We start from the raw sequence: 18,405 nt of genomic DNA, 5'->3' as shown, positions 1-18,405 counted from the left end.
GGCCAAAAAACATAAGGCATTCCGAACCGGGATATAGTAAAGGCCAATTCGCCCCGCAGAGGATCGCAATTCTTGCTGGCATTTCTGCCTTGTGTTCGAATTAGCCGTAGGCTTAGGCGCCCAGTAATGGGGTTGGTCTGGCCGGCAGCGGTTCGGGCGCCAGCTCTGATAATCTAATGGAGGTCTCTCCCATGTCCTTTCTAAAATTTTTCCAGGCCAAAGCGCCGCCTCTTCCTCTTATCGTATCCTTTCCAAAATCGGGGCGCACGTGGCTACGTGTCATGCTGGACGATCTCGGAGTTGAAGTTCAATACATTCACGACGGAACCGACCACAAGTTACTTCGACCGAAATCGAGCCTCAAGGAGAATAAATCTCGATACAAGAAGAGAAGAACAATAATGCTTGTTCGCGATCCAAGAGATACGGTGGTCTCAGGGTACTTTCAGGTTCAGAAGCGCCACATGCTTCCAGCGGGATCGTTCAGTGATTTTATCAGAAGCGACAATCATGGGATTGAAAAGATCATCAGATTCAATCTGCATTGGTTCGCGGCCATGCCCCGGATGCGCGAAATCCGGTATCTTCAATATGAAGATATGCATCGGGATACCGCTGGTGTCCTTCGCGCGATCCTTGGATTCCTGAACCAGCAGGCTGACGATCGGACGCTTGTCGAGGTGGCGAACAACCGAACGTTCGACAAGATGAAAGTGAGTGAATCGACCGGTGATCTGTCCGATCGATACGGCAAGATATTACAGCCGCGCGATGCGAATGATCCCGAAAGCTTCAAGGTGCGCAGGGGCAAGATAGGCGGTTACGGCGAATATCTTTCCGAGGACGATGTGGCCTATTGTGACGAGCAGTTGGCTAAGTTCGAATATTGGGAGAAGCTGGACAAGGTTTTTAGCACGAACGGCTTGTGCTACGCTCGCGTCGATAACCGCGCCCGGGTCGCCTTGGGTTAGGGAGCATTGCCGACATGGTGATGCGGACCGGATTCATTTGCGGCTGCGGCCATAGCGGGACGACGTTGATTGCGACGATCCTTGCGTCGCATCCCGACGTCTACCTGCCGCTCCAGGAAACCAACATTTTCTTCAAGTGGACGCCACTGGCCATGTTCCGCTTCTGGAAACTGAAGCGGGCGGCGCTCGATGCTGGAAAGAACGTGCTGCTTGAAAAGACACCGCGGCATATCCGCCGTGTCGCCCGCATTCGCCGGCTCGTGCCCGGCGCGCGTTTCGTCATGCCGGTGCGAGATGGACGCGACGTCGTAGCGTCCCTGATCAAACGACTTGGCGACCCAACGGAGGCTCTCGACCGCTGGATCAGCGACAATGCGCTGGTTCTTGCGGAACGGGGAAAGCCGGATGTGCTGATCTATCGCTATGAGGACCTGGTCGAGAATCCGGCCAAAGTCGTCGAGCAGATATGCGGCTTTCTCGATGTAACCTTCAGCCCGGATCTCCTCGACTATCACAAGAACCCGCAGCAGTGGTTCAAGCCGACCGACGCCAGCGGCGAGACGCCACATGCGGTGCTCCGGAACCAACAGGTCAATCAGCCGATCTATGACGGGAGCGGAAGATGGCGCTCCGAACTTGGAAACGCCGAGCTACAGGACCTGGTACAAGGACGAGGTGCCCAGCTTATGAAAGCATTCGGTTATGCATGATGTCGGTTCGGCATCTGCTTGAAATGCCGTCTACCAATCAATTTTGTCGATCAAACCCGTTTTGAACAGGCTGTGAGCGCCTTCGTACAGCATTGACTGTTCGCTCATCGCGCTGAGAGCGGCTTTACCGCTCGATACCTCATGATACTGGCGATATTTGGAAGCGCCGTTCCAATACTGACCTTCCGCCACCGCGACCTGCGCCTTGTCGTTGAAATCGGCGAAGAACTTGAAATGAAGCAGGCCAGCCAATCCCTTTATATAGTTTCGCCAGTAGGGCAGCGGTGAGTGAATCGACGTAAAAATCGTCTGGCGATCAACATATATCAGAGGGAACTTGGTCAACTTGTGCTGCCTGGCGAAAAGCCGGGTTCTCGGGCCGCCTGTGATCTTGAGATGCCGGGGGCTCCTCGTCACCTCATAGCCGCTGCCGTCGAAATGGTCTGCAACTTGCCATGGCGGCACGATGGGATCGAAGGGTACGTCCCAGATGCTTCCGCTCGGATACATGTCGATCATCGGCGCCAGCAGGCGTGTCATTCCGCGCCGCTTCAGCCAGTCGGCCATCGCACCGAGCGGATGCTGATCCATGCCGTCATAGACAAGATATTCGTCCGCATCCACGGTCAGATACCAGCGAGGCTGACCATAGATCTGCACAATCCGCTGCCGCCAAAGGTTTCCCAGGTCCGACTGCGAATAGGTGACCGGCGAGCTGAATAGATCGACATCTGGCTGCTCGGCCAGAAGCTCAGCTGTGCCGTCGGTCGAGCGATCATCGAGGACGGCGAATCTGGTGACGCCGAGTTCGCGATAGTGCTTCAGGAACGGGGGTAGCCTGTCCGCCTCGTTGCGGATGATGAGGATCAAAGGCAGGTCATTCGCGTTAAGGGGCGTTATCGGCCGCAGCGATGACACTTCTGCCCGTCTTCCGAAGGTGTGTCTCAGCCGATATATGGCGGTGTCGGTAATCGTCCGGCGGACAATGGCGGGCCAGGTTGCTTTGCTCAAGCCATCGATTCCCCTCATGGCGGTCACCGGCTGGAGCTGGCGCTGATCCGCTGTTTGCAGTTAATTTCTACATGCAGCACCGTTAGGCAAATCGCAAGCAGTTGCGGACAATCGACACAGGCCTGTTCTGAGTTCCGGCGGGGGAGCTTTCCAAGTGTTGCCGATGCGAGCTGGCCTCTATAGACATCGTCAGATGGCAACAAGGCCGGAGCCCAGACCCTATGTACGCCGGCATTCGTGGCACCGAAATTCAATTCGACAGGCCGATCCTGTTCGTGCGCCAGCGTTATGCGCCCTTCGGTGGCGGCGAGATCATGTTGGAAAACATCATGGCCGCATTCGCCGCGCGTCAGCGGCGGGTGGCCGTGCTGTCCGGCGACTGGCCGCGTTATGAAGGCATCGAGTTCATCCATTGTGCCGGTCGGCGGTTTCCGCGTTCGCTGCGGGCGACGTCCTTTGCTCAAGCCGCCTGCCGCAAGATCGCCGAGATGCCGCCGGCGCTGGTGCAGAGCAACGATCGCCTCCCGTGCTGCGATGTCTTCCGGGCCGGGGAGGGCGTTCATGCCGCCTATCTTGCCGAGCGGCGGCGTTTCGAGACGCGGCTTGGCAGGGCGGCAATGGCGCTGAGCCCCTTTCACCGCCAGACGCTGCGCCTCGAGCGCGCAACCTATGCCAGCCCACGGCTCAAAGCTGTCATAGCGATTTCGAAGATGGTCGCCGAGGACATTGTCCGTCACTACGATTATCCGGCGGAAAATGTGCACCATATTCCCAACGGGGTGGATCTCGACCGCTTCAACCTGCAGCTGCGCCAACAGCATCGGGCGACAATCCGCGCGCGGCTCGACGTCGACGAAAACAGGTCGGTCGTCCTGTTTGTCGGCTCGGGCTTTGCGCGAAAAGGACTGCTTGCACTGATGAAGGCGGCCGCCAGGCTCGATGGCGAGCCTGAATTGTGGGTCATCGGCCATGATTCGCGCGCCAACGCCTTCAGGCAGGCCGGTGACAGGCTCGGTCTCGGCACACGGCTCAAGATGCTGGGGCCGCAGAAAGACATGCTGCCGTGGTACGGCGCGGCCGATATTGCCGTGCTGCCTTCCATCTATGATCCTTTCGGCACAGTGGTCATTGAAGCGATGGCCAGCGGCTTGCCCGCCGTGGTAAGCACCGGCTGTGGAGCGCGCGAGCTTGTCGAGCGGTTCGAGCCGACGCTCGTTTGCGATGCGGCCAGCGAAAGCGACCTCGCTGCAGCGCTCGCGCACGCGCTGCAGTTGTCGTCACGACCTGACACCGCAGCCCGGGTGAGAGCGGCGGCCGAACACTATGATTTCAATGTCATGATCAAGCGAATGATGGCGCTTTATGAAAGCCTTGATCTGAAATGATTTTCGACTTTGTTGAATTAGGTTAGTACCCTCAGTTTGCTAACGGGCCGGGAACCGATGCTGCAGATGCATTCGAATGACGGTGGCAGCCTTGATGCCGGAGCATTCTGACCGTGCCGGCGCTCTCGGTCATTATCATCACCCGCAACGAGGAGGCGTCCATCGCGCAATGCCTTCAGTCGGTCCATTTTGCCGATGAGATCGTCGTTCTCGACAACAACAGCAGCGACAGAACCAGGGAGATTGCCGGTGCTCTGGGGGCAAAGGTTCTGATGACCGTCGATTGGCCCGGTTTTGGCGCGCAAAAAAACCGTGCGCTGGCCGCGGCAACGGGGGATTGGATCCTGTCGCTGGATGCCGATGAGTGGGTGGAGGCGCCGCTCGGCGCGGAAATAAGGGCCGCAATCGCCGACCCAAAAGCCAATGACGGCTTCGAAATACCGAGAAGATCGCGCTTTTGCGGGCACATTGTCCGCCATAGCGGCTGGTCGCCCGATCTGGTGCTCAGGCTCTTCCGTCGCCGCTCCGGGCGGTTCAGCGACGACACCGTGCACGAGAAGGTATTGGTGAACGGGAAGGTCAGCCGATTGTCCCAGCCGATCGAGCACGATTCCATTACCGACTTGGCAGATGCCCACGACAAGATCGGCCGGTACGCAGAAGCGTCCGCCGCGCAACTGCTTGCCGAGGGCAAAAAAAGCTCGATAGGCAAGGCGGTCTTGCGCTCGGTCTGGGCCTATGTGCGCAGCTATATTTTCCGGCTGGGATTTCTGGACGGTTCCATTGGTGCGATGGTGGCCGCGTATTCGGCCAGCTACACCTATCAGAAATGGGCTCGTGTCGCATTGGGAATGCGAGGCCAGGTCCACCCAAAAACGCAAGGCTGAGGCCAGGACAAATCTGTGAGAAACCGGCTTGGTTGACCGCATTTGTTGCCGAGCCATCGCCAACTAGTTAGTGTACGACCGTAAAAATCGAAAGCCAGGGTAGTGAATATGACTGATGCGTTTAGGGTATTTATCGGATGGGACAGTCGTGAGCCGATCGCGTACGACGTCGCGCGACACTCGCTGCTCAAACATGCGTCGGCGCCTATCTCCGTCATTCCGATCAAACAGGACGAGATGCGTGCCCGCGGGCTATATTGGCGGGAAAAAGACCCGCTCGCCTCAACGGAGTTCACCTACACGCGCTTCCTCACGCCCTTTCTCGCCGACTACACGGGTTGGGCCCTGTTTTGCGATTGCGATTTCCTGTGGCTTGGTGACGTCGCAGGCCTGCTGAAATATACGGACTCAGACAAGGCGGTCTATTGCGTCCAGCATGACTATACGCCGAAGGCCACAACCAAGATGGATGGTGTGGTCCAGACGTCCTATCCTCGGAAAAACTGGTCGTCGCTGATGCTGTTCAACTGCGCGCATCCTTCGGTCAGATCGCTCACGCCAGAGGTCGTGAATCAGGAAAGTGGCGCCTATCTTCACCGAATGCAGTGGGTTGCCGACAAAGATTTGGGCTCATTGCCGGTAGAGTGGAATTGGCTCGAAGGTTGGAATGAAAAGCCTGCGGTCGGCACACCTAAGGCGGTCCACTATACCAGCGGCGGCCCGTGGTTTGCCGAATGGCAGAATGTCGACTACGCCGATTTGTGGATAGCAGAACGCGACGAGTTCCTGGCTTCCGATCAAGCGGAATCTTCTCAGAGCGCCGTTCGATAAGAACATCGTGTTTGGCAGGTGACCTAGGCGCTTCCGAAAGTGGCATTGATTTTCGTGTCGCCAAGGGCGCAGCAACCAGCCGTCAGGTGCTGGGCGTCGACAACGTGTTGCCGCCGGGGGGCGGGACCGGAGCAGATTGCGCCTACGAATCTGGCGGCACCGGCCGGGTAACCATGCCGCGCTGAGATAAGGTTCAGCTCGCGCCAATATGATCGGTTTGGAGTCCGTCAGCTCTTTCATCGGCCTAGCCGGCACGCGAAAGTCGACCATGCCGTCACTGCGAAGACGCCTCGATCGTTTCCTGGAGAACCGCGGGCCTAAAATACCGCGGCTGCAGCTGAACCATGTCGAGCGCCTGACGCTGGTCCGTCGCCATGGTGATTTTTCCCTTGCCTATTCGACCGCCGTGCAGAGGGGGCTTCACTACTTCGGCGATGCCCAGGGCTACATCGCTTACGGCAGCAAAACGCGACATCATTTCGCGCTCGGTGATCCAGTGGCTGCCCCGGCCGATCGGCGCGACTATATCCGACGTTTCATCGAGGTTGCCGGCAGCCCGTGGTTCGTGCAGATCGGCGACCAGACGGCGCGCGTGCTTGCCGGGCTTGGCTATCAGGTCAACCGCCTCGGCGTCGATACCAGGCTTGTCCTGCCCGGACACGACTTTTCCGGAAAGCGCAATGAGACAGTGCGCTATTCCGAACGCTGGCTCTTGAAGAAGGGTTTTTCCTTCGCAGAGGACAACGGGACTGTCTTCCTCGACGAGATTGCCAGGCTCTCCCAGAATTGGCGGGCCGACCGCATTGTCAAGCGCTGGGAGATGAGATTTCTCAACAGGCCCTTTGCCGATCACCTTGGCGTCGATATGCGCCGTTTCGTCCTGCACGGTCCGGATGGGGAACTCGTGGCCTTGCTGGATTTCGATCCGCTGTTCAGCGACGGCAAGGTCATCGGCTACACCACCTCGTTCAAGCGCAAGCACATCGATGCCTCGGCGCATGCCGAGATCGGCCTGACCAAATTCGCGGTCGACCGCTTTCGCGATGAAGGTGTTTCCGTCGTCACCCTAGGCCTGTCGCCGCTTGTCGAAATCGGACCTAGCGGGTTTGCCGAAAGCGATTTCTGGCGGCACGCCTTCCAGCGTGCCTATGACTCCCCCTGGGTCAATCGCACCCGCTTCAATCTGCAGGGGCAGGCGGCCTTCAAGCGCCGGTTCCATGGTGTCGAAGAGCCGACCTATCTTGCCTTTCGCAAGGGGACCTTTTTCGAAGCGCTTTCTCTGCTCCGGCTGATCAGGGCCGTCTAGTGCCTGGTGGCTGAGCGCTCGTCGTCTCCTGGTATGGTCGACCTCACACCGGTCAGGCTTGGTTGTTTAGTTTAGGCGGGAAAGGAATGCCGCGGCGGGAAGCAAAAGACCGGCTGCGAACCGTCGGCCCATTCTGCGGCGTCCCCCAGTCCCGCCGGGCACGTTTGGCAGCCTGAGAACGGCTTCGCGTCAGCGCCAATGGGTCGGATTCACGGTTGCTGCAGCGTACCGCCGGGAATAACGAGGGTACCCTGGCCTGGCCTTGAGTATCTGAAGCCTATGAAGAACAAAGCAACGATGATCAAACAAATGACGATGACCGCGACGACGCTGCCAGGATGGTGTCCGGTATCTGGCGGTTGGACCATTGCCTTCCCGTATGGCTATCGCCGCTGACCTTCTTCATCTTCCAACCGAGCATGACGACTGTCAATGGATACAGGAGTTGCTCCCGCCATCCAATCAGCTGCGAAGCGTTGAAGGGCGGCGATCCACCGCGGCTTGGTCAGGCCGGAAACAGGAATGCAGCAGCGGGATCGAAAAAGACCTGCCGGCTACAGGGCCACACATCCTGCGATTGCATGGCGGCGGAGGTCGGCCTGATGTCAACCTCCTGTCCAGCGGCGATGCGCGCGACGATCCGCCGGCGCTCGCCGTAAAATGCGATGTCGACGATCTCGACATTCAGTTCCGCGCTCGCCGGGCTCCGCTCCATGCTAAAGGCTTCGGGCCGGATCATCAGCCTGGTCTTCTGGCCTTTGCCGAACGTGCCGTTGGCCCTGACTCCGGATATGACCGAACCGTCTGTCATGCGGATCGTTGTCGTGCCGTTGGTGGTGCCGAGATGTTCGGCGGCGAGGAAATTCGAATTGCCGATGAAGCCGGCGACGAAATCGGTCGCCGGCCTGAGATAGAGATCCTCGCCGGTGCCGGTCTGCTCGATGCGGCCATCCTTGAACAGGGCGATTCGGTCCGACAGATGCAGCGCCTCTTCCTGATCGTGGGTGACGTAGAGAATGGTGACGCCGGTCTGGCGATGGATGCGGCGGATTTCGCCCTGGATTTCCTCGCGCAGCTTCTTGTCGAGCGCCGACAATGGCTCGTCCATCAAAAGGATCGGAGGATCGTAGGCCAGCGCCCGGGCCAGCGCGACGCGCTGTTGCTGGCCGCCCGACAGCGCACCGGGTAAGCGTCCGGCAAAGCTTTCGAGCCGCACCAGGGCCAGCATGTCGGCGACCTTTTTCTTCACCTCGGCGTCCGGCCGGCGGCGAACCCGCAGCGGAAAAGCGACGTTTTCGGCCACCGTCAGATGCGGAAACAGCGTGTAGCGCTGGAAGACCATGCCGATGTTGCGCTTGTGCGAAGGCACTGCAAGCAGCGACTTTCCTTCCAGCAAGACATCGCCGGAAGTCGGGTCCTGAAAGCCGGCGATCGCGTAGAGCGTCGTCGATTTTCCCGAACCGGAGGGCCCGAGGAAGGTCAGGAACTCGCCCCTGGGAATGTCCAGCGTGACGTCGTGCACGGCGACGATCGCCCCGAACGCCTTGCGCAGATTGCGGATGGAGAGGAAAGGGTGGGTCATGTCCGAAACTTTCGCTGCAGCAGCGCCGTCATCACCATCAGGGCAAGCGTCAGCCCGACCAGCAGGCTGGAGGCAGCGGCGATCACCGGACTGAGGTCCGACCGCAGACTGCCCCAGATCTTGACGGGCAAGGTTTGCAAGCTCGGGCTGGCCATGAAGATCGCCACCACGACTTCGTCCCACGACGCGAGGAAGGAAAAGATCGCGGCGGAGAAGATGCCGATCCGGATTGACGGCAAGGTGATCCTGAGCCTGGCCTCGAGCGGGCTTGCCCCGCAGACGATTGCCGCGTCCTCGATCGACTTGTCGAACCCTTCGAGCGCGGTCGCGATCGGAATGATGGCGAAGGGCAGCGCCAGCACGGTGTGGGCGATGACGAAGCCGATGGTGGTGCCGCCGAGCCCAAGGCGAAGGAAGAAGGCGTAGATGGCGATGGCGAAGACAACGACGGGCAGCACCATCGGCGTCAGCAGCAGGCCGCGCAGGATCTCACGTCCGGCAAACCTTCCGCGAACCAGGGCAAAGGAGGCGAGCAGGCCGATCGCTACTGCCAGGATCGCCGTCATGGTGGCGATCCGAGCGCTGGTCAGCGCGGCGTCGAGCCAGGCCGGATCGGCAAAAAGCTCCTGGTACCATTTGAGCGTCCAGCCGGGCGGCGGAAAAGCCAGCCAGCGCGACGAGCCGAAGGAGAGCAGGACAATGAAGACCACCGGCAACAGAAGAAAGCCAGCGACCAGCGCGGTGAAGCCGAGCAGGGCAACCCGTAGCCAACCTATGCGGTCATAGTCGAGCAGCATCTCAGATGCCTCCGCTCATGCGCCTGGCACCGACAAGGCGGAGTTGCAGCGCGTAGAGAACCATGGTGACGACAAGCAGGATGAAGGCAGCGGCGCTGCCGAGCCCCCAGTTGAGCAGCGACTGGACCATCTGCGCGATCATTTCGGCAAGCATCATGTTCGACGTGCCGCCGAGCAGTGCCGGCGTTACGAAGTAGCCGAGCGACATGACGAAGACCATCAGGCCGCCGGCGGCGACGCCGGGCAGCGACAGCGGCACGAGGATGCGGCGGAACGCCTGGAAAGGGCTTGCGCCGCACAGCGACGCCGCACGCAGCGTCATCGGATCGATCGCCCGTAACGTGCCGACCAGCGGCAGGATCATGAAGGGCAGCATGATATAGACCATGCCGATAGTGACGCCGGTGAGATTGTTGATGAGCGGCAGCGGGTGGTCGATGACGCCGATGGTCATCAGCGTCCGGTTGATGACGCCGGTACGCTGCAGGAGCACCATCCAGGCATAGGTGCGGGTGAGCAGGTTCGTCCACATCGACAGAATGATGATGCCGAAGATGATCGAGGCCAGTCCCGAAGGCATGATCGCCAGCATCCAGGCGACCGGAAAGGCGACAAGGACCGTGACGATGGTGACCAACGCCGCGACCAGGAATGTGTTGAAGAACACCCGCGCATAGGTGCCGTCACCAAGCAGGGCAGCATAGTTCTGCAAGCCTGGCTCGGGCTCCGTGACACTGCGCAAAAGCAGCGCCAGCACGGGGACGACGAAGAACAGCATAATCAGAATCAGGGCCGGCAGCAGGCCATTGAGACCTGCCGGCACCCGCACCGTTCCAAAGTTCCGGCGTGTTTCGACCGACATGACAGCGACCCGGCTACGGGACGAGACGGCGCGAACCGTCTCGTCCATTGCGGTTCAAGGGCGGGCTTATTTCGCCTGCCAGGCATACCAACGCGCGGCGATGGTGTCGCGATTGGCGGCCCAGTAGTTCATGTCGAGATTGATCTGTCCGTCGACATGAGCGTCCGGCAGCGATTTCACGGCATCGGCCGGCATCTCTGCCTTGGCCTTGGTGTTGATCGGCGCATAGCCGCTGGCTTCGGCAAATTTGGCCTGGCCGGCGGGGCTGCTCGCCGCGGCGAGGAATTTCATCGCCGTATCCTTGTTCTTGGCACCCTTCGGTACCACCAAAACGTCGGCTGCGGTCAGGTTCTGGTTCCAGGAGACGCCGACATCGGCGCCATCCTTGTCCAGTGCGAAGACGCGGCCGTTCCACAGCTGGCCGAACGTTGCTTCGCCGGATGCGATCAATTGCTGCGACTCCGCCCCGCCGCCCCACCAGACGATGTCCGACTTGATGGTATCGAGTTTCTTGAAGGCGCGATCGAGATCCAGCGGATAGAGCTTGTCCGCCGGAACACCATCGGCCAGCAGCGCGATCTCGATGACACCGGGCGCCGACCATTTGTAGAAGGTCCGCTTGCCCGGGAACTTCGTCAGGTCGAACATGTCGGCCCAGCCGGCCGGTTCACCCGAAACGGCGCCCTTGTTCCAGGCGAGCACGAAGGAATAGTAGAAACTGCCGACGGCGTGATCGGTGGTGAAGCGCGGATCGAGGTCGGCCTTCGGCACGGTCTTGAAGTCGATCGGCTCGAGCAGACCGTCCTTGGCCGCCTTGATGGCGAAATCCATCTCGACGTCGACGACGTCCCAGTTGACACTGCCGCTGTCGACCATCGCCTTCAGCTTGCCGTAGTCCGTCGGGCCGTCCTGCATGACCTTGATGCCGGATGCAGCGGTGAACGGCTCGGCCCAGGATTTGGTCTGCGCTTCCTGGGTCGTCCCGCCCCAGCTGGTGAAGACCATGTCCTCGGCCTTTGCGGCCGTCGTTGCCAGAACTGTCGTTGCAATAAATCCGGCAAGGAAGCCGGTGATGATCAGTTTCATGTCGTTCTCCTCTGTTGTTTTCGTTGGTGTCTGTTGGCGATCGGTCGTTTTCGCCTTGATCGCGCATCTCCGGCCAGCGGCGGCTACCGCATGACAAAAGGATCGGGAATTGGGTCGTCGGAGGTGCGTATCCACACCGATTTCGAACGCGTGTAGTCGCGGATCGCATCGAGGCCGCCCTCGCGGCCGAGCCCGGATTGGCCGTAGCCGCCAAACGGAACCAGCGGCGAGACCGCCCGATAGGTGTTGATCCAGACAACGCCGGCATGGATGCCGCGCGCCATGCGGTGGGCTTTTGCCAGATTGGTGGTGAACACGCCGGACGCCAGGCCGAACTTCGTGTCGTTGGCGAGCGAAAGCGCTTCAGCTTCGCTGTCGAAGGCTAGCACACAGAGCACCGGGCCGAAGAGCTCTTCGCGCACGCAGGCAAGCGTCTGATCAGGCGCGTCGATAATCGTCGGCGCGTAATAGAAGCCGTCCGCCATGCCCGCGGGGCGGATGCCGCCGGTGACCAGTTGCCCGCCCGCGGCCAGGCTTTCAGCAATGATCTTCTCTATCCATTCGCGCTGGCGCGAGGTGGCGAGCGGTCCCATTTCGATCGCGGGATCCTGCGGATCGCCAATCCTGATCGCCTCGGCCTTGCGCTTGAGCCGGTCGAGGAATTCGTCCTTCACGGAGCGCTGGACCAGCAGCCGCGAGCCGGCGACGCAGCTCTGGCCGGTGGCAGCGAAGATGCCGGCAACGACCGCGTTGGCGGCGCTGTCCAGATCGGCATCGGCAAACACCACGACCGGGCTTTTGCCGCCGAGCTCGAGCGTCGTGAAGGCGAGGTTTTCCGCCGTATTCCTGACGATCTGCCGAGCGGTCGAGGGACCGCCGGTGAAGGCGACGCGGGCGACGAGCGGATGACTGGTCAGCCGGTGACCGCAATCGTGGCCGAAGCCGGTCAGGATGTTCACGGTCCCGGCGGGAAATCCCGCCTCATGGACGAGTTCAGCGAAGGCCAGCAACGGGGCAGGGCCGTCTTCCGATGCTTTCAGAACGATGGTGCAGCCGGCCGCCAGCGCCGGCCCGAGCTTGACGGCGGACAGGAAGAGCTGCGAGTTCCACGGCACAATGGCGGCTACGACGCCGATTGGCTCCGGCCGGATGGTCACTTCCATGTCGGCCTTGTCGATGGGAACAAACGAGCCCTCGTGCTTGTCGGCCAGCCCGCCATAATAGCGGTAATAGTCGCCGACATAGGCGATCTGGGCGCGGGTCTCGCGGATGATCTTGCCGGTATCGCGCGTCTCGAGTTCCGCCAGCCGGTCGGCATTGGCGACCACCAGATCGCCGAGCCGCACCAGAAGCTTGCCGCGTGCCGTTGCCGTCATTGCCGGCCACGTGCCGGAGCCAAGCGCCCGGTGAGCAGCTTCGACGGCGCGGTCGACGTCATCAGACGATGCAGCGGGCATCTTCGCCCATGGCGCGCCCGTCGAGGGATCGACGCTGTCGAAGGTCGCCGCCACTTCGACGAAGCTGCCGTCAATATAGTTCCTGAATTGAGTGGTGCTCATCGCGTTCCGGCTTTCGGTTCGGAAAAGGCCGGCATCACCCTGTCGATGAAGAGCTGCAGCGATTTCTTCTTGCGCCGATGGGAAAGGCCGCTGTCGATCCAGATCGAATACTGATCGTAGCCGAGCGCTTCGTAGGCCTTCAGCCTGGCGATCACCTCGTCGGCTTCGCCAATGACCAGGTTCTGCCTGATCTTGTCAGGCGCATATTGCGGCATGGCCGCGATCTCGTCTTCGGTCAGCGCTTCCATTATGCCCTGGTGCACCGGCTTCTTGTTCTGGAACCAGGCGCCGAACTGGCAGTAGAACTGCGACAGATCCTGCGCGAGCCGGTCAGCCTCCGCTGCATCCTCGGCGACGAAAGTATGCATCAGCAGCATAATCTCCGGCCTTGGTACGTCGGGGTGGGCATTGCACGCCGCGTTGAAACGCTCCATCAGGCTGGCCACTTCGCCATCGCCGGAGGCAAGCGGCGTCACCTGGACGTTGCATTTGCTGGAAACCGCAAAGTCGTGCGAGTTCGGATCGCGTGCGGCCACCCAGATCGGCGGATAAGGCTTTTGCAGCGGCTTGGGCGACGAGGTGGTTGAAGGAAACGACCAGAACTCGCCGGCGACTTCGAAATCACCATCCCAAAGGCCCCGGATCGCCGGCACCATCTCGCGCATACGCTGCCCGGCGACCCAGGCCTCAAGGCCTGGGAAAAGTCGCTGGTATTCGTAAGCGTAGGCGCCGCGCGCAATGCCGATGTCGAGACGGCCGCCGGTGACGACGTCGGCCATCGCTGCTTCGCCGGCAAGCTTGATCGGGTGCCAGAACGGCGCGACGATGGTTCCTGTTCCGAGCCGGATGCGCCTGGTTTTGGCGGCGAGCCAGGCGATGTTGATGAACGGGTTCGGCGAGATGGTGAATTCCATCCCGTGATGCTCGCCGATCCAGGCAGTCTCGAACCCTGCCTCTTCGGCCTGGACAACCAGGTCCTCCAGCTCGCCGACAAGCTCGGAATGCGGCTTGGCCGGATCCGATCGCTCCATGTGGACGAAAAGCGAAAATTTCATCGGCTTCACCCGCGGCCGGAAAGAGAAATTTGAGAAGGCGAGGACTTGGCGAGCGGCCGGACTTCGCCTTCGACCTCGTTGCCGACATAGACGCCGAATGCATCTTCCGTGCGTTCGCGCGCATAGCGGGCAAGCATCGAACGCACCGCGGGATCGGCGATCTCCAGATCGGCGATCTGCTCGATGTCGACAAGCCGCATCTGGCGATCGTCGGAATAGGACCCCTCGGCCGTTCCGCGATAATAAACATGCGTGCGCCAGGGTTCGGCGGCATCGTCCCACACCGCGAAAAGGAAGCCGAGCTGGGCGTCTATGGCCCTGGCGGCAAGGCGCCCCTTGAGGCTGCGCGCATCGTTGGGCGTGCCCAGTCCGCGCCCCGCAGGCAATTCATGAAACCCGTCGGCCGTTGCGAAGAACAGCACACGGCCCTCGTTCTCGAGAATGGCGCCGACCTCCGTATTGGGGGGCGCCGCCGCCAGCGCCTCCTGGCTGAGGCCGGGCGTGACGTAGGTGCCTCTGCAATAACCGAGGGGCTGGGCTCCGTTGTGGCTGAAGTCGTGGACGCGGCCGATGAGGATCGAGTGATCGCCAGCATCGACCAGCTGCTCCATGCCGCAATCGAACACCGCAACGGAGCCGTCGATCAGCGGATTGCCGGTCCGGCCCGGCTGCCAGGCCACGGCCGCGAACTTGTCCGCTGCTTTGGAAGCGAAGATGCCGGAATGGGCCTTCTGGTCCTCCGACAGGATGTTGATGGCGAAACCTCTCGATGTCGAAAAAGCACTGTGCCCCAGGGCCCTCTTGGCGATGCAGACAAGCACCAGCGGCGGCTCGAGCGAGACCGAGGTGAAGGAGTTGGCGGTGAAGCCGCGCGGTTCGCCTTCCGCTCCGATCGTTGTGACGATGGTGACACCGGTCAGGAACGAGCCGAGCGCGCGCCGGAATTCGCCGCTGTCAAAGACTGCATCCGTCTCCGGCTTCACGCCAGCGTCTCCTGCCGTGTCGAGAAAATCCATGATGTGTTTGGTCACTTTTTCAGGTGAAGCCATTGCCATCATATGCCTTTCTCCATTGAGCACGAGGCATTGGCCGTGCGGCGCAAGCCTCGCCATCGCCGCCGACATGGCCGGGGTCGAATTGCTGTCCTGCGACCCGGTCATGAACAGGGCCGGCGCGGCAAGACCGGGGAGAGCATCAGCATGCTCGGCATCGGCATGGGCAAAGAGGCGATAGGTGCGCGCGTAGCCTTCGGGGTCGACCCTTTCAAGGGCGGCGCGCGCGGTAGAGGCCGCCCCGATAAGATTCGCCGGCAGCGGGTCGCCGAACCAGCGGGCAAGCGTAGCCGCAATGGCGGAAGGGTTGCCATGGGTGTCGAGCGCGGCCGCACGCTCGCGTACGGCCTGCGCCAAGGCCGCGGGGCGGCGGAATACCGCATTGAGACAGACGATGGAGCGAACGCGCGATGGGGTGCGAAGGGCGATCTCCAGAGCGACCAGCGCGCCCATCGAATGGCCAACGATCGACACCGACGCCACGCCGAGATGGTCGAGAAGGCGAACCGCCTGATCGGCGAAATCCGACAGGCTGGCTTCTTCCGGCGGCAGCGGTGAAACGCCGTGGCCGAGCATGTCGATGGCGATCAGGTCATGATGGTGTTTCATCGCCACGATCTGATCGTGCCAGATTGCGGCGTTCATGCCGACACCGTGAATGAGCAGAACCGGCGCGCCGGAGCCGGCGCGGATGAAGCCGGTGCCGTCCGGAGCCGTGTTCCGGACCCATGCGGTGGCAGCGACGTCAGCCATGCAGGTCTCCGACCTCCTTGAGGTCCTGATAGCGGTCGCCGATACGATGGTGCGGGCGGCCGCCAATCGAAGCGCCAAGCGCCACCACCAGCTCGTCGGGCGCGGGCGCGTCGCCGATCTGGAAATGTATGGTCAGATAGTGGGAGCGGCGGCCTTCGTCGTTCTTGTCCATCAGCGGGATCATGATCGGGGTGTTCGGCCCTCCGCGCAGATTGGTGAAGGCGAGATAGGTCTTGGCGCCGACCGCGCGACGGTAATGGTTGCCGAAATGCAGCGTATGGATCAGCGCCGATGCATGCTCGATCTCGCCCGCCGTGCCGCAGACCGCGGCCTTGCCGTAGCCCTCTATCGCCTCGCCGGAACCGGCAACGGCGATAATCTCGCGGGTCAGCAGTTCACCGAGGACGGGAGCAATGGCGCGGATCTCCGGCGACAGGTCGTCGGTGAAACCGCGGCCGGCCCAAGGATTTGTCAGCACAGCGGCGACACCGATCAGACGCAGCGGTTTTGGGGCTTCCTTGCCGCCCTCGATTAGCGTGTTCTCGATGTAGGTGACGATCTTTCGAATGGCTGGTTTCATGAAAGTCCTCGGTCGCCGCGGCGCTGTGCAACGCCGAAATCTTTACATCATCTTATGGTATACCATGCTATGGAGCACCAGAAGCCTTGTCAATCGGCTATGGAATCTGTTTTGTGGCCGGATCGGGGTAGGGAGAGAAAATGTCAGGCGATACGCTGCGGATCGACCGCTCTGCCAAGACGCTGAGGACGCTGGCGCTGGAGCGCATGCGTGAGGCGATCATGGGCTTCCATTTCCAGCCTGGCGAAAGGCTGGTCGAGCGGCCGCTATGCGATCAGCTCGGGGTAAGCCGTTCCGTCGTGCGCGAGGTGCTGCGGCAGCTGGAGGCGGAAGGCCTGGTGCAGATGATACCGGGCCACGGACCCGCCGTGGCCAAGCCGGATCTCGGCCGCACCGACGAAATCTATGAATTGCGGGCGCTGCTCGAGGGCATCGCGGCGCGGGCTTGCGCCCTGACAGCCACGGACGCGCAGATCGCCTCGCTCGATGCCGCCTTGACTAACCTGCTTGAGGCGTGGGCGTCCGGTGCGCCTGTCGAGGTGATGCGGGCAACGACCAAGTTCTACGAAACGCTGTTCGAGGCGGCGGACAAGCGCATTGCCTGGGAAATCGTGACGGGGCTGAATGTCCGCATCAACCAGCTCCGCTCAATGACGATCGCGTCGGAGAACCGCCGCGAGCCGGCGATCGCCGAAATGACCGAAATCATGGATGCAATCCGCTCGCGCAAGCCGGACGAGGCGGAGGAGGCGGCGCGGCGGCATGTCGAATCCGCGTGGCAGATCGCCCGCAACACGCTTCGCCTTGGCTGACTGGTATGCCGCCGGCGGTCCATCGTTCCACGGCAGGCATCTAACTGGTGCGTACAGTGACATGTGTGACATGCCAATTTGCTTTCAGTTGCGGCGGCAAAATCGTATATCGGGTCAGTTAGGTGTGCGCATCTTTCGAACGGACTGAGACAGAAAAGTAGTAAAATGAACATGTTACGCCACAAAGTTGCCGTGGCGCCGATGATGGATTGGACGGACCGGCACTGCCGGTTCTTCCATCGCCAGCTGACGCGCGAGGCGCTGCTCTATACCGAGATGGTGGTGGCCGATGCGGTCATCCACGGCGCACGCGAGCGGCTGCTTGGCTTCGACGACAACGAACATCCGTTGGCGCTGCAACTCGGCGGCGCCGATCCGGGAAAGCTGGCCGAGGCGGCGCGCATCGGCGAAGCCTTCGGCTATGATGAAATCAACCTCAATGTCGGCTGCCCGTCCGACCGCGTCCAGTCGGGCACCTTCGGCGCGTGCCTGATGAAGACGCCCGTGCTCGTCGCGGATTGCGTCGCGGCAATGAAGGCGGCGGTGAAAATACCGGTCACCGTCAAGTGCCGCATCGGCGTCGATGAGCAGGATCCGGAACCGGCACTCGATGCGTTGGCCGATGGTGTTTTCGCGGCCGGCGCCGACGCGCTGTGGGTGCACGCCCGCAAGGCCTGGCTGGAAGGACTGAGCCCAAAGGAAAATCGCGACATCCCGCCGCTCGACTATGGCCGCGTCTATCGGCTGAAAGCCAGAAAACAAAACAAATTCATCGGCATCAATGGCGGTATTCAATCTCTCGCAGAGGCGCTGACGCATCTCGACCATGTCGATGGCGCCATGCTCGGCCGCGCTGCCTATCACACGCCAGGGATACTCACCGGCATCGATGCCGCGTTTTACGGCAGCACAGCTGAGTCGTTCGATTTTGTCGCACTGATCGATGCCATGGCGGATTACGCGTCACGCCATATCGAGCAGGGCGGACGCCTCGGGCATGTCACCCGGCACATGGTCGGGCTGTTTCACGGCCTGCCCGGTGCACGCCGCTATCGGCAGATCCTGTCCACCGATGCGACAAGGCCGGGTGCCGGACCGCAGGTGCTCAAGGCGGCTTTTGCAGAGGTCGATTTCGGCCGGACCGCAGAGGCGGCCTGAGGAAAAAC

Annotated in this window: 17 protein-coding genes; 8 read left to right on the top strand and 9 right to left on the bottom strand. The window is 61.3% G+C overall.

Annotation, left to right across the window (positions count from 1 at the left end):
* The first annotated feature begins 191 nt into the window (after window positions 1-191).
* Together NKH04_RS19350 and NKH04_RS19345 are read left to right on the top strand one after the other, a co-directional pair.
* The gene (locus NKH04_RS19350; RefSeq protein ID WP_353044770.1) at window positions 192-971 is read left to right on the top strand and encodes a sulfotransferase domain-containing protein; all 780 of its coding nucleotides are present in this window, start codon (window positions 192-194) and stop codon (window positions 969-971) included.
* A gap of 20 nt (window positions 972-991) precedes the next feature.
* A complete protein-coding gene (locus tag NKH04_RS19345) occupies window positions 992-1,681 on the top strand; it encodes a sulfotransferase family protein (protein ID WP_353014143.1) in 690 nt (229 codons plus the stop codon).
* A gap of 30 nt (window positions 1,682-1,711) precedes the next feature.
* On the opposite strand, the gene NKH04_RS19340 is transcribed toward NKH04_RS19345, so the two are convergent.
* Window positions 1,712-2,692, bottom strand: a complete 981-nt coding sequence (locus NKH04_RS19340) for a glycosyltransferase family 2 protein (protein WP_353044769.1) — start codon at window positions 2,690-2,692, stop codon at window positions 1,712-1,714.
* Window positions 2,693-2,913: 221 nt separating this feature from the next.
* On the opposite strand from NKH04_RS19340, the gene NKH04_RS19335 reads away from it, so the two are divergent.
* The 4 genes from NKH04_RS19335 (at window position 2,914) to NKH04_RS19320 (ending at window position 7,101) form a co-directional block, all read left to right on the top strand.
* On the top strand, window positions 2,914-4,077 hold the full coding sequence (locus NKH04_RS19335; RefSeq protein WP_353044768.1) for a glycosyltransferase family 4 protein: 1,164 nt from the start codon (window positions 2,914-2,916) through the stop codon (window positions 4,075-4,077).
* A 113-nt stretch (window positions 4,078-4,190) separates the two neighbouring features.
* A complete protein-coding gene (locus NKH04_RS19330; RefSeq protein WP_352502417.1) occupies window positions 4,191-4,964 on the top strand; it encodes a glycosyltransferase family 2 protein in 774 nt (257 codons plus the stop codon).
* 108 nt (window positions 4,965-5,072) lie between these two features.
* Window positions 5,073-5,795 carry a glycosyltransferase gene (locus NKH04_RS19325; RefSeq protein WP_352766550.1) on the top strand — a complete coding sequence of 241 codons (723 nt, stop codon included), beginning with the start codon at window positions 5,073-5,075 and terminating at the stop codon, window positions 5,793-5,795.
* A 268-nt stretch (window positions 5,796-6,063) separates the two neighbouring features.
* Window positions 6,064-7,101 (top strand): phosphatidylglycerol lysyltransferase domain-containing protein, encoded by a 1,038-nt coding sequence (locus tag NKH04_RS19320; RefSeq protein ID WP_352816444.1) that lies wholly within the window; start codon window positions 6,064-6,066, stop codon window positions 7,099-7,101.
* Between the two features lie 505 nt (window positions 7,102-7,606).
* On the opposite strand, the gene NKH04_RS19315 is transcribed toward NKH04_RS19320, so the two are convergent.
* The 8 genes from NKH04_RS19315 to NKH04_RS19280 all read right to left on the bottom strand — a co-directional run bounded on the left by NKH04_RS19315 (window position 7,607) and on the right by NKH04_RS19280 (window position 16,427).
* Window positions 7,607-8,683 (bottom strand): ABC transporter ATP-binding protein, encoded by a 1,077-nt coding sequence (locus NKH04_RS19315; protein ID WP_352575042.1) that lies wholly within the window; start codon window positions 8,681-8,683, stop codon window positions 7,607-7,609.
* Window positions 8,680-9,480 (bottom strand): ABC transporter permease, encoded by an 801-nt coding sequence (locus NKH04_RS19310; protein ID WP_352774140.1) that lies wholly within the window; start codon window positions 9,478-9,480, stop codon window positions 8,680-8,682. The genes NKH04_RS19315 and NKH04_RS19310 overlap by 4 nt, the downstream gene beginning before the upstream one ends.
* 1 nt (window position 9,481) lies before the next feature.
* Window positions 9,482-10,342 (bottom strand): ABC transporter permease, encoded by an 861-nt coding sequence (locus NKH04_RS19305; RefSeq protein ID WP_502906645.1) that lies wholly within the window; start codon window positions 10,340-10,342, stop codon window positions 9,482-9,484.
* 66 nt (window positions 10,343-10,408) lie between these two features.
* Window positions 10,409-11,428, bottom strand: a complete 1,020-nt coding sequence (locus NKH04_RS19300; protein WP_352646106.1) for an ABC transporter substrate-binding protein — start codon at window positions 11,426-11,428, stop codon at window positions 10,409-10,411.
* 83 nt (window positions 11,429-11,511) lie between these two features.
* Entirely contained in the window at window positions 11,512-12,987 is a 1,476-nt protein-coding gene (locus tag NKH04_RS19295; protein WP_352540532.1) for an aldehyde dehydrogenase, read from the bottom strand.
* A complete protein-coding gene (locus NKH04_RS19290) occupies window positions 12,984-14,042 on the bottom strand; it encodes an LLM class flavin-dependent oxidoreductase (protein WP_352919684.1) in 1,059 nt (352 codons plus the stop codon). Before NKH04_RS19290 ends, NKH04_RS19295 begins: the two co-directional genes overlap by 4 nt.
* A 5-nt stretch (window positions 14,043-14,047) precedes the next feature.
* Window positions 14,048-15,847: an alpha/beta fold hydrolase gene (locus tag NKH04_RS19285; protein ID WP_353044767.1), complete on the bottom strand. Its 1,800-nt coding sequence runs from the start codon at window positions 15,845-15,847 to the stop codon at window positions 14,048-14,050.
* Window positions 15,840-16,427 carry an amino acid synthesis family protein gene (locus NKH04_RS19280; RefSeq protein WP_352815611.1) on the bottom strand — a complete coding sequence of 196 codons (588 nt, stop codon included), beginning with the start codon at window positions 16,425-16,427 and terminating at the stop codon, window positions 15,840-15,842. Before NKH04_RS19280 ends, NKH04_RS19285 begins: the two co-directional genes overlap by 8 nt.
* A gap of 140 nt (window positions 16,428-16,567) precedes the next feature.
* Between NKH04_RS19280 and NKH04_RS19275 the strand changes: the two genes are divergently transcribed.
* Together NKH04_RS19275 and dusA are read left to right on the top strand one after the other, a co-directional pair.
* Window positions 16,568-17,239 (top strand): GntR family transcriptional regulator, encoded by a 672-nt coding sequence (locus NKH04_RS19275; RefSeq protein ID WP_023674997.1) that lies wholly within the window; start codon window positions 16,568-16,570, stop codon window positions 17,237-17,239.
* Between the two features lie 165 nt (window positions 17,240-17,404).
* Window positions 17,405-18,397 (top strand): tRNA dihydrouridine(20/20a) synthase DusA, encoded by a 993-nt coding sequence (dusA, locus tag NKH04_RS19270; protein ID WP_352815609.1) that lies wholly within the window; start codon window positions 17,405-17,407, stop codon window positions 18,395-18,397.
* Window positions 18,398-18,405 lie beyond the last annotated feature (8 nt).

It is taken from the genome of Mesorhizobium sp. M1365, from assembly GCF_040317865.1.
Lineage (GTDB): Bacteria > Pseudomonadota > Alphaproteobacteria > Rhizobiales > Rhizobiaceae > Mesorhizobium.
Note: the sequence above shows the minus strand (reverse complement) of the source record. Positions and strands in the feature narration are given on the sequence as shown.

Coding starts and splice junctions, on each gene's coding strand:
- NKH04_RS19345 (WP_353014143.1), top strand. CDS start 992: ATGCGGACCGGATTCATTTGCGGCTGCGGCCATAGCGGGACGACGTTG.
- NKH04_RS19335 (WP_353044768.1), top strand. CDS start 2,914: ATGTACGCCGGCATTCGTGGCACCGAAATTCAATTCGACAGGCCGATC.
- NKH04_RS19325 (WP_352766550.1), top strand. CDS start 5,073: ATGACTGATGCGTTTAGGGTATTTATCGGATGGGACAGTCGTGAGCCG.
- NKH04_RS19290 (WP_352919684.1), bottom strand. CDS start 14,042: ATGAAATTTTCGCTTTTCGTCCACATGGAGCGATCGGATCCGGCCAAG.
- NKH04_RS19300 (WP_352646106.1), bottom strand. CDS start 11,428: ATGAAACTGATCATCACCGGCTTCCTTGCCGGATTTATTGCAACGACA.
- NKH04_RS19305 (WP_502906645.1), bottom strand. CDS start 10,342: ATGTCGGTCGAAACACGCCGGAACTTTGGAACGGTGCGGGTGCCGGCA.
- NKH04_RS19295 (WP_352540532.1), bottom strand. CDS start 12,987: ATGAGCACCACTCAATTCAGGAACTATATTGACGGCAGCTTCGTCGAA.
- NKH04_RS19280 (WP_352815611.1), bottom strand. CDS start 16,427: ATGAAACCAGCCATTCGAAAGATCGTCACCTACATCGAGAACACGCTA.
- NKH04_RS19275 (WP_023674997.1), top strand. CDS start 16,568: ATGTCAGGCGATACGCTGCGGATCGACCGCTCTGCCAAGACGCTGAGG.
- NKH04_RS19285 (WP_353044767.1), bottom strand. CDS start 15,847: ATGGCTGACGTCGCTGCCACCGCATGGGTCCGGAACACGGCTCCGGAC.
- NKH04_RS19310 (WP_352774140.1), bottom strand. CDS start 9,480: ATGCTGCTCGACTATGACCGCATAGGTTGGCTACGGGTTGCCCTGCTC.
- NKH04_RS19350 (WP_353044770.1), top strand. CDS start 192: ATGTCCTTTCTAAAATTTTTCCAGGCCAAAGCGCCGCCTCTTCCTCTT.
- dusA (WP_352815609.1), top strand. CDS start 17,405: ATGAACATGTTACGCCACAAAGTTGCCGTGGCGCCGATGATGGATTGG.
- NKH04_RS19315 (WP_352575042.1), bottom strand. CDS start 8,683: ATGACCCACCCTTTCCTCTCCATCCGCAATCTGCGCAAGGCGTTCGGG.
- NKH04_RS19320 (WP_352816444.1), top strand. CDS start 6,064: ATGCCGTCACTGCGAAGACGCCTCGATCGTTTCCTGGAGAACCGCGGG.